The organism is Bradyrhizobium sp. CCBAU 21365, assembly GCF_015291305.1.
In the GTDB taxonomy this organism is placed as follows: domain Bacteria; phylum Pseudomonadota; class Alphaproteobacteria; order Rhizobiales; family Xanthobacteraceae; genus Bradyrhizobium; species Bradyrhizobium elkanii.
This window is the reverse complement of sequence record NZ_CP030036.1, coordinates 7,426,788-7,440,047: the sequence shown is the minus strand read 5'-3', so window position 1 is coordinate 7,440,047 and position 13,260 is coordinate 7,426,788. Positions and strand designations below refer to the sequence as shown.

Here is a 13,260-nt window from a genome sequence, read left to right as displayed (position 1 = left end):
GTTCGCCGGGACGACGGAAGTAAATATCTAGACCGCATCGCCCCAGCGCCAGCGCCGGGCGCTTGCGTATTCGGCCCTGGCGCGACGCGGGATCTTCGCAACCGATACGCCCTCGGGCGTGCACAGTTTCGCTGCGATCTCGACCTTGCCGACGTCCGGCTGCGCCAGCACGCGCGATGGCCTGTTCTCAACGCGCGCGCGGCTCAGCGCGACATAGGCGAAGCGCTCGTCCTCGAAGGGTAGCTCCGCGCCCTTGACCTGCTTGTGCGCGCGCGAGCGCTGCAGGCGCTGCGAGAAGTGGCACCAGTCGGGCGCGACCAGCGGACAGCCGCCGTCATGCGGGCAGGGTGCCACGACATGCGCCCCGGCGGCGATCAGGCGTGCGCGCAATGCGATGATCCGCGCATAGCCGGCGGGCGTGCCGGGCTCGACGACCAGCAGCGTGTCGCTGGTTTTCGACCACAGCGCATCGGCCAGCGCCCCGCGCTCCGCGTCGCCGAGTTCGCCGATCATGTAGCTGGCGACGACGAGGTCGGCGGGCTCGGCCTTGTCGAGCAGCGCACGCGCCTGGCCGAGTTCGTAGCTGGTGTCGTGCAGGCGAATGCTGCCGTGAAACAGCTCCTCGGCCAATGACCGCAGCGCGCTGTTGGCATCGAGCAGGCTGAAGGCCCGCAGCGACGTGAACGCCTCCGCGGCGGCCCAGGTCGCGGTCCCCGGACCGGCACCGACATCAAGCAGGCGCGCGGGCGCGAAGTCCGGCCTGATCTCCGTCAGCGCGTTGAGACATGCCACGACCGCAGCATAGGTCGCCGGCATCCGCGCCAGGGCGTAGGCCAGCGCATCGGTCTCGGTCCTGATCGTCGAGGAGCCGCCGCCCTCGCGATAGGTCTGCGAGATCACCGCCGCGCGGCCAGCGGCGTCGCTGCGAGACAGGCCTTCGAGCCTGGCGTTGAGGGCCGCGCGCAGTTCGGCGGGAAGGTCGGGTGAGGTCATCGTCTGCCGTCATCCTGAGGTGCGAGCGCTCGCGAGCCTCGAAGGATGACGATCACGAGTCGTCACCCATCCTTCGAGACGCCGCGCGAATGCGCGGCTCCTCCAGCGACAAAGGCGAAGCCTTTGCGCGGGGGTGACGCCTGAGTGCGTTACGCCACGTTCTGGTCGAGGATGTCGACCGCGCCCTGCAGGTCGACCGACACCAGCTGCGACACGCCGCGCTCGGCCATGGTGACCCCGAACAGCCGGTTCATCCGTGCCATCGTGATCGGATTGTGCGTGATGATGATGAAGCGCGTCTCGGTCGAGCCGGTCATCTCGTTCAGCAGGGTGCAGAACCGTTCGACGTTGTGGTCGTCGAGCGGCGCGTCGACCTCGTCCAGCACGCAGATCGGCGACGGGTTGGTCAGGAACACCGCGAAGATCAGCGCGAGCGCCGTCAGCGCCTGCTCACCGCCCGAGAGCAGCGAGAGCGTCTGCGGCTTCTTGCCGGGCGGCTTGGCGATGATCTCGAGGCCGGCCTCGAGCGGATCGTCGCTCTCGATCAGATGCAGCGCGGCCTCGCCGCCGCCGAACAGCTCGGTGAACAGCCGCTTGAAGTGGTTGTTGACGGTCTCGAACGAGGTCAACAGACGCTCGCGCGCCTCGCGGTTGAGGCTCTGGATGCCCTGCCGCAGCCGCTTGATCGCTTCGACGAGGTCGTCGCGTTCGGTGGTCAGCGCGGTGTGCTGGGTCTCGACTTCCCTGAGCTCTTCCTCGGCGCGCAAATTGACGGCGCCAAGTCGCTCGCGATCGCGGCGCAGCTTTTCGAGCTCTTCCTCGACCTGCGCCACCGGCGGCAGCTCCTGGCCGGGCTCGATCTCGGCCATGCCGACGACCGCGCTGGGCTCAACCTCGAGCATGTCGTGGATCTCGCGCTCGATATCGGCGAGGCGGCGGCGGGTGCCTTCCATGCGCTCCTCGGCGCGCGCGGTGGCTTCGCGGGACGAGGAGAGCGCTTCGAGCGAGGCCTTGGCGAGGCGATCGGTTTCCGCCATCGCGGCTTCCGCGGTCGCCAGCGCGTCGGCGGCGATGCGGCGATCGCCCTCGGCGTGCTCGATCTCCGTGATCAGCGCGCTGCGCTTCTCGGCGAAGACTTCCGGCGCATTGGCGAGTTCCTCGCGCTCGGCCGACACCTCGGCGATGCGTGCCTCGACCGTCTCGACCTGCGAGGCGGCGCTGGTCTTGCGGTTCTGCCACTCATTGCGCTCGGCAACGATCGCCTGCACGCGGCGGTCGGCGAGCTCGGCCTCGCGGGCCAGCGCCTGCGCCTCGGCGCGGACTTGCGCCGCGGCACGGCGCTGATTGTCGATCTCGGCGCGAACCGCGGCGAGCTGGGCCTCGGTCTCGACACCCGGCGGCAGTTCGGCGAGCGCGGCAGCCGCACTCTCATGCGCAGCTTCGGCCTCGGCGCGGTCGGCGGCGACGCGGCTGTGCGCCTCGGTCAGTGCCGATTTGCGCGCGGCGTGGCGGTTGATCTCGCGCTCGGTTGCGGCATGGCGTTCGCGTGCGGCGTCGGCTTCGCGGCGGGCGGCGCGGACGGCTTCGCGCGAGGCACCCTCGGCGGCGGACGCCGAGCGCAATTCTTCTTCTGCCGTCTCCAGCGCCTGGCGCTTCGCGGCGGCATCGATGCGGGCCTGTTCCAGCTCGTGCTCGATGTCGACCAGACGGGCGCGCTCGGCGAGGCGGCGGGCGGCGCCGGTCGGGGCATGCGCGTCGGCGACGAAGCCGTCCCAGCGCCAGACGTCGCCTTCGAGCGACACCAGCCGTTGACCGGTCTTCAGCTGCGACACCAGCGCGGCGCCGCGTTCCTTGGCCACCACACCGATCTGGGCCAGGCGGCGTGCCAGTTCCGGCGGCGCCTGGACATGGTCGGCCAGCCGCTCGACGCCATCGGGCAGCGCCGGATCTTCGCCGGCCACGCCGATATTGGTCCAGCGCATCGGCGCGGAGGAATCCACCGGCGCATCGAGGTCGTCGCCGAGCACGGCGCCGATTGCCTTCTCATAGCCCTTGGCGACGGTGATGCCGTCGATGATCGGCGGCCACAGATTCTTGGTCTCGCTGGTGACGAGCTTGGAGATGGTGCGGGCTTCGGTCTCGAGCCGCTGCACGCGCTTCTCGGCTTCGGTGAGCGGATTGCGCGAGGCTTCCAGCGTCTGCCGCGCGGCGGCGTGATGCGCCTCGCTGGTCTGCACGGCGGCCTCGGACTCGGCGAGCGTCTGCTGCGCCATTTCCATGGCGGCGGCGAGCGCGTCGATGTCGCCGAGATTGCCGGTCTCCTGCGCGAGCTTGGTTTCCTCGGCCTGGACGTTGGCGATCTCCTGATCGAGCCGCGCCAACCGGTCGCGATGCGTACGCACGCCGGCTTCGAGCTGATTGCGCTTGGCGGTGAGATCGGCGAGCTGCGTGGTCAGTTCGGAGAACTGACGCTCGGTCGCGGCCAGGATCTCCTCGGCCTCGGCGACGCGCTCGTCGACGCCGGAGCGCTTCTCGACGCGCGACTTGATCTCTTCCTTCAGCTCCGCGTCTTCGGTGTCGAGCCGCTGCAGCGCGATGTCGGCATCGGAGGTCTGCTGCTGCTCGCGCGCGATATCCTGGGCGAACTGGGTGAGGCGACGATCGAGCTCGCCGACGCGCTCCTTGGCGCGCTGCTCCTCGCGGTCGAGCATCTCGCGCGCGTTGGTCAGGCGCTGCAAGCCGGCGGCGGCGCGCGCCTCGGCGTCGCGCAGCGCCGGCAATTCGGCGGCGCGGATCGCCTGGATGCGGGCGGATTCGGCCTGCTCGCGGGTGCGCTCGGCCATCTCGCGCACGGAGATATCATGGGTCTGCGCGGCGTCGTTGACGTCGGCATTGGCCTCGATCCAGCGCAGATGGAACAGCATGGCTTCGGACTTGCGCACCTTGGCCGCGACCTCGCGGTAGCGGATCGCCTGGCGCGCCTGCTTCTTCAGGCCTTCCATCTGGCCGGTAAGCTGGCCGATCACGTCCTCGACGCGGGTGAGATTGGTTTCGGCCGCCTTCAGCCGCAGTTCCGCCTCGTGACGGCGGGCATGCAGGCCGGCCACGCCGGCGGCGTCTTCCAGCACGCGGCGGCGCTGCTCGGGCTTGGCCTGGATGATCTCGCCGATCTTGCCCTGGTGGACCAGCGCCGGCGAGCGCGCACCGGTGGCGGCGTCGGCGAACAGGATCTGCACGTCGCGGGCGCGGACATCGCGGCCGTTGATGCGGTAGACCGAGCCGGCCTCGCGCTCGATGCGGCGGGAGATTTCCAAGAGCTGGCTGTCGTTCACCGCGGCCGGCGCCGAGCGATCGGAATTGTCGATCGTCATCACGACTTCGGCGTGGTTGCGCGCCGGACGGTTGCCCGAACCGGCGAAGATCACCGCGTCCATGTCAGCGGCACGCAGCGATTTGTGCGAGGTCTCGCCCATCGCCCAGCGCAGCGCTTCGACGAGATTGGATTTGCCGCAGCCGTTCGGTCCGACGACACCGGTCAGGCCCGGCTCGATCATGAAATCGGTGGGTTCAACGAACGACTTGAAACCGTGCAGGCGGAGGCGCGTGAGCTTCATGTACACAAATCTCGTTTGGCCGGGCGCGAATCTCCCTGCCGCGACAATACCATGGAAGGCAATGTCGGTGTGTGGGTGAGTTGCTGCGTGCAGCTCTCATGAGCGGCGACAATGGCGATGCGAGTGCGTCAGGGCAACCGCTTGAGCAAGCTTTTCCCAAGGGATTTGCAGGGGTTTTGTGGCCTCTGCATGTCCTCGGAGATTCGCATCGTGCGAATCAGGTTTTCAACAACCAAATAATGCGACGGCCGCATGCCGTGATCGCAAATCATCCACAATTATCGTGCCCCGACTCAAAAGCGGGGCACGACGACGTCAGGCTCAACGGCGCGCAATCAGCTCTTCAGCAGCGGATCGATGTGCTTGCTGAACTCCTCGAACGAGGTCTCGCCCTTCAGCATCTCGCCGTTGACGAAGAAGGTCGGCGTCGAGTTCACCTTCAGCACCTCGTTGGCGTATTTCTGATCGGCGGCGATCTTGTCGAGCAGCTTCTGATCCTTCAGGCAGTCCTCGACCTGCTGCTGGGTGAGGCCGGCCTGCTTGCCGATCCGGGTCAGTGTCTCGGTGGTGTTCTTCACCACCCAGTCGTTCTGCTGGCGGAACAGCAGGTCGATCACGGCAAAATACTTCGGGGCGTCGTCCTTGGCGATGCAACGCGCCAGCATCGAGCCGGCGGCGGCCTTTATGTCGAGCGGGAATTCGCGGAACACGTAGCGGACCTTGCCGGGGTCGATGTAGGTCGACTTGATCTTCGGGAACACGGTCTCGTTGAAATTGGCGCAATGCGGGCAGGTCATTGAGGCGTATTCGACGATCGTCACCTTGGCGTCCTGCGGGCCGAGCCCCATGTCCGGCAGCGACTGCGGCTTGGCGACCTCGGCGGCAGTCTGCGCGAACGCGTCCGTGATCAGGCGCAGCGGCGACAGGCCGGCGAGGGCGGCGAGCCCGGTCAGCGAGAGAGCGGTGGTGAAAGCGCGGCGCGTGATGATCAAGGTCAGCTCCCGGATTGGCGCATTCACGCCACAATGAAGGGGGTTCCGAAAAGAAGCCTTCGCTAGCTTGAAACGGCCATTGTGGCAATGCCGCGGTCTCGCGGCCGGTCTGCCAAAAAGCGTCAATTTCGCTTGATCGAGGCACCCAAACGGGCCAGCGCCGCGCGCAGATCGTCGTCCTCGACGGCGGCAAGGTTGGCCGCCTCCCGGGCCACGGTTTTGGCATCGGGCGGGCGTGGCCGGCTGGGGCGGCTACGGCGCGACAGCGGCGCCTGCCGGATGGTCAGGCGGCCGACCGCATGCCAGCCGAAGAAGCGGTTCACCCGTTCCAGGATGACGTCGGAGGAGTGCTGGATCTCCAGCGCCATCGGGCCTTCGACCCGCAGCACCAGCGTCGCCGGCTCCTGCGGCTGCCCCTCCACCGGTCGCGGCCACTGCATCTTCAGCGGCTCGCAATAGGCAGCAATCCGCTCGCCCGCGATCTCGGTCCAGCGCGTCACCAATTCGCGCGCGGCAAAGCCCTGCTTGGCATACGCGTCGGTGAAGACGTCGCTGAGCAGGATCGACAGGGGTTTTGCGCTGATCGGACCGGGTTTGGACATCAGGGGGTTATAGGACAGCCGTCGGTCCTGGACAAAGAAAGACGTGGATGCCCGGGTCAGGCCCGGGCATGACGCAGCGGGATTTGCCTTAAGATACGTCCATGAGTTCTCGTGCAGCCGCCAAAGCCAAGCCGACCGAAGACGCCGCCGACCGCCCGGCGCGGCTGCTCGCCTGGTATGACCGGCATCGTCGGGCGCTGCCGTGGCGCGCGGCCGCCGGGGAACACGCCGATCCATACCGTGTGTGGCTGTCGGAGATCATGCTGCAGCAGACCACGGTCAGGGCGGTCGGACCGTATTTCGAGAAATTCGTGTCGCGCTGGCCCGACGTGACCGCGCTCGGCCGCGCCTCGCTCGACGACGTCCTAAGGATGTGGGCCGGGCTCGGCTATTATTCGCGGGCGCGCAATTTGCACGCCTGCGCGGTCGCGGTGATGGGCGACCACAGCGGGGTGTTTCCGGACACCGAGGACGGCCTGCGCGCGCTGCCCGGCATCGGGCCGTACACCGCGGCCGCGATCGCCGCCATCGCCTTCGACCGCCGCACCATGCCGGTCGACGGCAACATCGAGCGCGTGGTCAGTCGGCTCTACGCCATCGAGGAGGCGCTGCCGCAGGCCAAGCCGCTGATCAAGGAGATGGCGGCGACTTTGCTCGGCCCGTCCCGCGCCGGCGACGAGAACGCTCGCGCCGGCGACAGTGCCCAGGCGCTGATGGATTTGGGCGCCACGATCTGCACGCCGAAGAAGCCGGCCTGCGCATTGTGTCCGCTGAACGACGACTGCGCGGCGCGCACGCGCGGCGACCAGGAAACGTTCCCGCGCAAGGCGCCGAAGAAGAGCGGCACGTTGCGCCGCGGCGCGGCCTTCGTGGTGACACGCGGCGACGAGCTCCTGGTGCGCTCGCGCCCGGAAAAAGGCCTGCTCGGCGGCATGACCGAGGTGCCGGGATCGCAATGGCTTGCCGGGCAGGAGGACGCGGCGGCACTGGCACAGGCGCCGGAACTGAAGGGCGTCACGCGCTGGCACCGCAAGGTCGGCGTCGTTACCCACGTGTTCACGCACTTTCCGCTCGAGCTCGTCGTCTACACCGCCGGCGTTCCGCCGCGGAGCCGCGCGCCGGACGGCATGCGCTGGGTGCCGGTGGCGACGCTGGACGGCGAGGCGTTCCCGAACGTGATGCGCAAGGTCGTCGCGCATGGGCTCGATCTCTGACGATGCGATGAATCACGTCATCGGCTCATTTTCTTGAGCATGATCTTTTCGGAGAACCGGTTTCCACTTTTTCCGGATCATGCTCTGACCTGCTGACACCATGCTGGCAGCAGCGCTCGGCTATCACCTCCGGCACAACGGAGGCCCGCCATGATAGCAACCGCGCTCGACCACATTCCGATGCCGCCCGTCGCAAGATTGCTCGGCTGGCGCCTCGTTGACGCACGTCCGCAGGAGGGCTGGATCAAGATGGCCTTCGACGGCAAGCAGGAGTTCTGCAATCCGGCCGGCTTCGTCCAGGGCGGCATGCTCTCGGCAATGCTCGACGACACTATGGGGCCGGCGGTGTTCGTGATGACCGAGGGCCGGCTCTTCACCACGACCATCACGATGACCGTGAATTTTCTCGCGCCGGCAAAACCCGGGCCGATCACCGGCGAGGCGACGGTGAAGCAACTCGGCAAGACCATCGCCTTTGTCGAGGGAAGGCTGACTTCAGCCGACGGCACTCTGCTCGCGACCGCGAGCAGCAGCATCCGCCTGGTGGAAGCTGCGCGAGCGCTGCGGTGATGCCGCACGTTAAACCTAGTTCCGTCACCCTGAGGTGCGAGCGCAGCGAGCCTCGAAGGGGCGACGGCCACTATCCGGGCCGTCCATGCTTCGAGACGCGCGTTCCGCGCTCAGCGACATGACGGGAATAAATCCTCGCTTAGTCCATGCTGCCCGCGCTCGTTTTGGCGAATTCGTCATACTGGGGTGCTCGCGTAGCGAACCTCGAAGCATGCACGGCCACCGGCCGGGCCGTGCACCCTTCGAGACGCCGCTTCGCGGCTCCTCAGGGTGACGGTGGGCGCCGCGCTACAACTTAGCCCGACCGCTGCACGATCGGCGGCTTGGCGTTCAGTCCCTCGACCTGGAAACCGGCGACGCGCTTGTAGTTGGCGGCGATGTCTTCCAGCTCCTGCTGCGACAGCACCTCGGTGACGACCTTGAAGCCATCAGGCGCGCGCTCCTCGACCAGCTGCATCACCTGCTCAGGGCCGTTGCGGCGATTCAGCATCACGAGGTCCGTGGTCGCGGGCCGCCGTTCGGCCTCATAGGCCGCGAGCGCCGCTTGCGTCGGGCCATGCGCCAGAATCTCGCGCGTCAGCACGCGCGCATCCAAAATCGCCTGCGAGGCGCCGTTGGAGCCGATCGGATACATCGGATGCGCGGCGTCGCCCATCAGCGTGACGCGGCCGAACGTCCATCGCGGGATCGGATCGCGATCGACCAGCGGATATTCGTAGGCATGCGGGCAGTTCCGGATCAGGCCGGGGACATCGAGCCAGTCGAAATTCCAGCTCTCGAACCACGGCAGGAATTCGTCGAGCCTGGCGGTCCGGTTGTAGTCCTCGCGGCGCCATTGATAGGTCGGCGGCATGTGGCGCTCGGCGACCCAGTTGATGTCGAACTTGCCGTCGGCGCCGGCCTCCTTCGAGATCGGGTAGCAGACGAATTTCAGGATCTCGTGGCCGGCCATGATCATGGTGCGGCCGGTCAGGAAGGCATCGCCGCGGGTGATGCCGCGCCACAGGATGCGGCCGTTCCAGATTGGCGGCCCCTCCTGCGGATAGAGCTTCTCGCGCACCGCCGAATGGATGCCGTCGGCGGCGATCAGCACCGCGCCGTCATAGCTGCCGGCGGGCTTGCCGGTGGCGCGGTCGATGAAATCGGCGCGGACGCCGTCCGCGGTCTCGGTCCAGCCGGTGAGGTGATGGCTGGTGAGGATGTTCGCAGTTCCCAGCCGTTCGGTCGCGGCATCGAGCAGCAGCTGTTGCAGCCGGCCGCGATGGATCGAGAATTGCGGCCATTTGTAGCCGGCCTCGAGCCCGCGCGGCTCGCTCCAGATCGGCTTGCCGTGCTTGGAGAAATAGGCGAGCTCGCGGGTGCGCACCGCTGAAGCGTCGATCACATCGTGCAGGCCGAGCTCGATCAGTTCGCGTACCGCATGCGGCAGCACGTTGATGCCGACGCCGAGAGGCCGCAGCTCGGGCACGCTCTCGAAGACGCAGGCCGGCACGCCGATCTGGTGCAAGCTGAGCGCCAGCGTCAGCCCGCCAATTCCGCCACCTGCAATGAGCACAGTCATGAAAAATCCCCTCAATTGGCATGGTCATCGCACGACGGCACCGCCGTGGGCAAGGTCCGCGGCGGGCGAGGGGTGGACGGCCGATGGCGCTGCCGTTAACCTCCGCGCCGTCTAAACAAGAACCAGAGCCGGGTTCGCAACGAACCGACAAGGCTCGGAGAGGACAGCAACATGCTCAAGCTCTATTTTGCCCCCGGCACCTGCGCGCTCGCGTCCCACATCGCGCTGGCCGAGGCCGGCGCGCCCTACACGACCGAGAAGATCGATTTCAAGACCAACCAGCAGAACAGCCCGGAATACCTGAAGATCAATCCGAAGGGCCGCGTGCCGACGCTGGTGACCGATCGCGGCGTGCTGACCGAGACGCCGGCTATGCTGGCCTACATCGCGCAGACCTTTCCGCAGGCGAAGCTCGCGCCCGACGACGCCTTCGAATTCGCCAGGCTGCAGGCCTTCAACTCCTATCTGTGCTCGACGGTGCATATCTGCCACGCCCACAAGATGCGCGGTGCGCGCTGGGCGACGCAGGAGACTTCGTTCGCCGACATGAAGGCGATGGTGCCGAAGACCATGGGCGCCTGCTTCAACCTGATCGAGCGCGACATGCTGAAGGGCCCGTGGGTGATGGGCGAGAACTACACCGTCGGCGATGCCTATCTCTACACGCTGACCCTGTGGCTCGACGGCGACGGGGTCGACATCGCAACGCTGCCCAAGGTGAAGGCGCATCGCGCGGCGATGGAGAGCCGCCCGGCGGTGCAGAAGGTGCTGGCCGAGCAGAAGGCGTAACGCCGGCAATAACTCGGCGTCGTCCCGGCGAAAGCCGGGACCCAAAACCCCAAATCTCAATTGTGGCACGACGCTGGGGCTACAGCCCTTCGCTCCCAATTTTCAACTGTGGTTATCGGGTGCCGGCCTTCGCCGGGACGACGGGGAATGACGGGGGATAGAGTGTCGCGTTACGCCTTTCTTCCCTCCAGCTCGCGTCCCGTCTCCAGCATCAGCTTGCGCAGCCACAGCGAGCCCGGATCCATCTGGGCGCGCGTCGGATAGAACATGTGCTGCTCGTCGATCCCTGGATCGAGCGGCGGCGTCACCGTCATCAGCGACAATTGCTTCGACAGTGCCGAGATCAGCCGGCGCGGCACGAAGGCGACGAGGTCGGTGCGCGCGGTGACGTGCAGCGCCTCGATATAGCCCGGCACCACCAGCGCGATCCGCCGCTCGATGCCCTTGGCGCGCAGCCAGGTGTCGATCAGGTCCTCGTTCTGGCCGCGGATGATCACGGCGACATGGCGCGCGGCGAGGAACGCTTCGCGCTTCTTCAGCTTCGTGCCGACGCCGTGGCCGCGCCGCACCGCGAGCGCATCGCTGTCGGTGTAGAGCCGCTGGCGGTGAAAGCCCTTGAAGGAGTCGCCGATCGAGATCACGAGATCGATGGTGCGGGCGAATTCGGGCGTGAAGATCGCAGGTCCCCGCCACGGCACCACGTCGATGGTGACGTTCGGCGCGATCAGCGTCACCTTCTCCATCAGTGGCGGCATCAGGAGCTCGACCGCGAGGTCGGGCATCATCAGGCGAAAGTGCCGGTCGCTGCGCGCGGCGTCGAAATCGTCGGAGACGAACAGCGCGCGCACCTGGTCGAGCGCATTGGCCAGCGGCGAGCGCAGCGCCTGCGCCCGCGGCGTCAGCTCCATCCGCGCGCCGTTGCGCACCAAAAGCGGATCGCCGATCAGGTCGCGCAGCCGCTGCAGCGCGTGGCTGGTCGCCGGCTGCGACAGATTGAGCCGCATCGCGGCGCGGCTGACATTGGCTTCGCGCAGCAGGGCGTCGAGCGCGACCAGCAGATTGAGGTCAAGCGAATTCAAATTCATCGGGTGAATATATATCATATCACCTATCGATTGGAAGAATGCGCAGCCAGGCCGCAGGATTGGGCCAAGGCGTTTTCACGCGAGCCGAAGGCCGCATCGCGCGAGGAGACGCCTGAAATCAGGGTCCATCAATCGCAAGGAGACGCGCCATGAGCGCAGCCGACAACAAGAAACTGGTGCAGGAGATGTTCGTGATCGCGGGCAGTCCCGATCCTGCGGTGCGCGAGAATTCGCTGTTCATGGCAACGCTTGCCGACGACGCGATCTGGACCGTGACCGGGCAATATTCCTGGTCGCGTACCTTCACCGGCAAACAATCGATCATCAACGATCTGCACGGCCATGTCCGCTCGAAGCTGGCCGAGCGCGGCCGAACCGTCGCCCATCGCATCCTCGCCGACGGCGACATCGTCGTGGTCGAAGCCAAGGGCAACAACCTCACCAAGCAAGGCCAGCGCTACGACAACGACTATTGCCTGGTGTTCCGCTTCGACGGCGGCCGGATCAAGGAGGTGCGGGAATATTGCGACTCGGTCCTGACCGAGAAGGCGCTCGGCGCGTTTCCCGCGTAGCGGCGGGCCGCTAACGGGCGACACAAACGAAGACGGCGCCGGTCCGGGCGCCGTCGTCCTGCCGTCGTGTGGATCGGCTTACGCCACCTTGGACTTGAGGTGGCCGAACATGATGTCGCGGGCTGCGTCGTCCATCTCGGCCTTGAAGGTGTGCTTGTCCTTCAGCGCGATCGCGCGCGCCGCCGCCGGCCGCGCCGAGATCTCGTCGACCAGCCGCTTGACGTTCGGATATTTGGCGTAGCCTTCCTCACCGAGGATGAACGGCGCCATCCGCGCCCAGCCCCAGAACGCCATGTCGACGATCGTGTAGCTGTCGCCGACCATGTAGCGCTGTTTCGCCAGGTGATCGTCGAGGATCTTGTAATGGCGGTGCGCCTCGTACTGGTAGCGGTTGTTGGCGTAGTCGAGATCCTTCGGCGCGAAGTGCTTGAAGTGCACGGCCTGGCCGGAATAGGGGCCGAGGCCGGTCGCGATGAACATCAGCCAGGACAGCGTCGCGGCGCGGTTGGCCGGCGTATTGGCAGGCAGGAACTTGCCGTGCTCCTCGGCGAGGTAGAGCAGGATCGCGTTCGAGTCGAACACCAGCACGCCGTCATCGTCGATCGCCGGCACCTTGCCGTTCGGGTTGACCTTCAGGAATTCCGGCGCGAACTGCTCGCCCTTGCGGGTGTCGACCGGGATCGCCTCGAACGGCAGGCCGGACTCTTCCAGGAACAGCGCGACCTTGTTCGGGTTCGGTGCACCGTTGAAATAGAATTTGATCATGAAGGGACTCCCTTGGTTCTTTTAGCCGGCGAGGACGGGACGCGGCGGGGAAGGCCGCAGACGATCCCCTCATGCGCAAATTTCGCTGCGCTGCGCAAGCGACGAGTTTGTGAATCAGGGTCGCGTGGCGCGCTGGTCAGCCGGCCCAGAAAAAGCCCAGGATACCCGCGACGATCAGCGCGATGCCCGCGACGTCCAGCACGGCGGCGGAGCGGGTCGCGGCATGCAGGCGGGACGCCTGCGTCGCGCGTTCTGATCCCCGCGCGTAGCCATGGACGATGATCTCTTCATTGAACTCGCCATGCGCCTCGAGCGCGAGCGTCAGCCCGATGCAGACGAGCAGGATGCCGAAAATGATCAGGCCGAAGAAGCCGAGCAGGCCGATCAACAGCATCGGAAACATGCCGAGCAGGAAGACCGGCAGCAGCGGCACCAGCAGCAAGGTCTCGGATTGTCTTCGCATCGGCGACCAATCGAAGCGGCAAGTGACGGGGCCGAGCGTA

At 66.7% G+C, this 13,260-nt stretch carries 12 protein-coding genes; 4 read left to right on the top strand and 8 right to left on the bottom strand.

Features of this window, described 5'->3' with window-relative positions:
* Window positions 1–27: 27 nt before the first annotated feature.
* From XI02_RS34945 to XI02_RS34930, 4 genes are all read right to left on the bottom strand, one after another.
* Complete coding sequence (locus tag XI02_RS34945; protein WP_172647114.1) at window positions 28–993, bottom strand: small ribosomal subunit Rsm22 family protein; 966 nt, start codon at window positions 991–993, stop codon at window positions 28–30.
* 149 nt (window positions 994–1,142) lie between these two features.
* Entirely contained in the window at window positions 1,143–4,607 is a 3,465-nt protein-coding gene (smc, locus tag XI02_RS34940; RefSeq protein WP_069279611.1) for a chromosome segregation protein SMC, read from the bottom strand.
* Between the two features lie 335 nt (window positions 4,608–4,942).
* On the bottom strand, window positions 4,943–5,599 hold the full coding sequence (locus XI02_RS34935; protein ID WP_028338651.1) for a DsbA family protein: 657 nt from the start codon (window positions 5,597–5,599) through the stop codon (window positions 4,943–4,945).
* Window positions 5,600–5,721: 122 nt separating this feature from the next.
* Complete coding sequence (locus XI02_RS34930; protein ID WP_018273380.1) at window positions 5,722–6,201, bottom strand: DUF721 domain-containing protein; 480 nt, start codon at window positions 6,199–6,201, stop codon at window positions 5,722–5,724.
* A gap of 101 nt (window positions 6,202–6,302) precedes the next feature.
* Here XI02_RS34930 and mutY point away from each other — a divergent pair, with 101 nt between their 5' ends.
* Together mutY and XI02_RS34920 are read left to right on the top strand one after the other, a co-directional pair.
* A complete protein-coding gene (mutY, locus tag XI02_RS34925; protein WP_069279610.1) occupies window positions 6,303–7,415 on the top strand; it encodes an A/G-specific adenine glycosylase in 1,113 nt (370 codons plus the stop codon).
* 150 nt (window positions 7,416–7,565) lie between these two features.
* Window positions 7,566–7,985, top strand: a complete 420-nt coding sequence (locus XI02_RS34920) for a PaaI family thioesterase (RefSeq protein WP_172647115.1) — start codon at window positions 7,566–7,568, stop codon at window positions 7,983–7,985.
* Between the two features lie 295 nt (window positions 7,986–8,280).
* Here XI02_RS34920 and XI02_RS34915 read toward each other — a convergent pair whose 3' ends face one another.
* The gene (locus XI02_RS34915; protein WP_172647116.1) at window positions 8,281–9,546 is read right to left on the bottom strand and encodes a flavin-dependent oxidoreductase; all 1,266 of its coding nucleotides are present in this window, start codon (window positions 9,544–9,546) and stop codon (window positions 8,281–8,283) included.
* A 171-nt stretch (window positions 9,547–9,717) separates the two neighbouring features.
* Here XI02_RS34915 and XI02_RS34910 point away from each other — a divergent pair, with 171 nt between their 5' ends.
* A complete protein-coding gene (locus XI02_RS34910; protein ID WP_016840899.1) occupies window positions 9,718–10,335 on the top strand; it encodes a glutathione S-transferase family protein in 618 nt (205 codons plus the stop codon).
* Window positions 10,336–10,505: 170 nt separating this feature from the next.
* On the opposite strand, the gene XI02_RS34905 is transcribed toward XI02_RS34910, so the two are convergent.
* Complete coding sequence (locus XI02_RS34905) at window positions 10,506–11,420, bottom strand: LysR family transcriptional regulator (RefSeq protein ID WP_172647117.1); 915 nt, start codon at window positions 11,418–11,420, stop codon at window positions 10,506–10,508.
* Window positions 11,421–11,569: 149 nt separating this feature from the next.
* Here XI02_RS34905 and XI02_RS34900 point away from each other — a divergent pair, with 149 nt between their 5' ends.
* On the top strand, window positions 11,570–11,992 hold the full coding sequence (locus tag XI02_RS34900) for a nuclear transport factor 2 family protein (protein ID WP_028342963.1): 423 nt from the start codon (window positions 11,570–11,572) through the stop codon (window positions 11,990–11,992).
* 78 nt (window positions 11,993–12,070) lie between these two features.
* On the opposite strand, the gene XI02_RS34895 is transcribed toward XI02_RS34900, so the two are convergent.
* Entirely contained in the window at window positions 12,071–12,757 is a 687-nt protein-coding gene (locus XI02_RS34895; protein WP_016840895.1) for a glutathione S-transferase family protein, read from the bottom strand.
* Window positions 12,758–12,893: 136 nt separating this feature from the next.
* Window positions 12,894–13,220 carry a hypothetical protein gene (locus tag XI02_RS34890; RefSeq protein ID WP_172647118.1) on the bottom strand — a complete coding sequence of 109 codons (327 nt, stop codon included), beginning with the start codon at window positions 13,218–13,220 and terminating at the stop codon, window positions 12,894–12,896.
* Window positions 13,221–13,260 lie beyond the last annotated feature (40 nt).

Bases quoted from the DNA above. Each gene is read 5' to 3' on its own strand.
- smc (WP_069279611.1), bottom strand. From the start codon at position 4,607: ATGAAGCTCACGCGCCTCCGCCTGCACGGTTTCAAGTCGTTCGTTGAA.
- XI02_RS34910 (WP_016840899.1), top strand. From the start codon at position 9,718: ATGCTCAAGCTCTATTTTGCCCCCGGCACCTGCGCGCTCGCGTCCCAC.
- XI02_RS34945 (WP_172647114.1), bottom strand. From the start codon at position 993: ATGACCTCACCCGACCTTCCCGCCGAACTGCGCGCGGCCCTCAACGCC.
- XI02_RS34930 (WP_018273380.1), bottom strand. From the start codon at position 6,201: ATGTCCAAACCCGGTCCGATCAGCGCAAAACCCCTGTCGATCCTGCTC.
- mutY (WP_069279610.1), top strand. From the start codon at position 6,303: ATGAGTTCTCGTGCAGCCGCCAAAGCCAAGCCGACCGAAGACGCCGCC.
- XI02_RS34895 (WP_016840895.1), bottom strand. From the start codon at position 12,757: ATGATCAAATTCTATTTCAACGGTGCACCGAACCCGAACAAGGTCGCG.
- XI02_RS34920 (WP_172647115.1), top strand. From the start codon at position 7,566: ATGATAGCAACCGCGCTCGACCACATTCCGATGCCGCCCGTCGCAAGA.
- XI02_RS34915 (WP_172647116.1), bottom strand. From the start codon at position 9,546: ATGACTGTGCTCATTGCAGGTGGCGGAATTGGCGGGCTGACGCTGGCG.
- XI02_RS34900 (WP_028342963.1), top strand. From the start codon at position 11,570: ATGAGCGCAGCCGACAACAAGAAACTGGTGCAGGAGATGTTCGTGATC.
- XI02_RS34890 (WP_172647118.1), bottom strand. From the start codon at position 13,220: ATGCGAAGACAATCCGAGACCTTGCTGCTGGTGCCGCTGCTGCCGGTC.
- XI02_RS34905 (WP_172647117.1), bottom strand. From the start codon at position 11,420: ATGAATTTGAATTCGCTTGACCTCAATCTGCTGGTCGCGCTCGACGCC.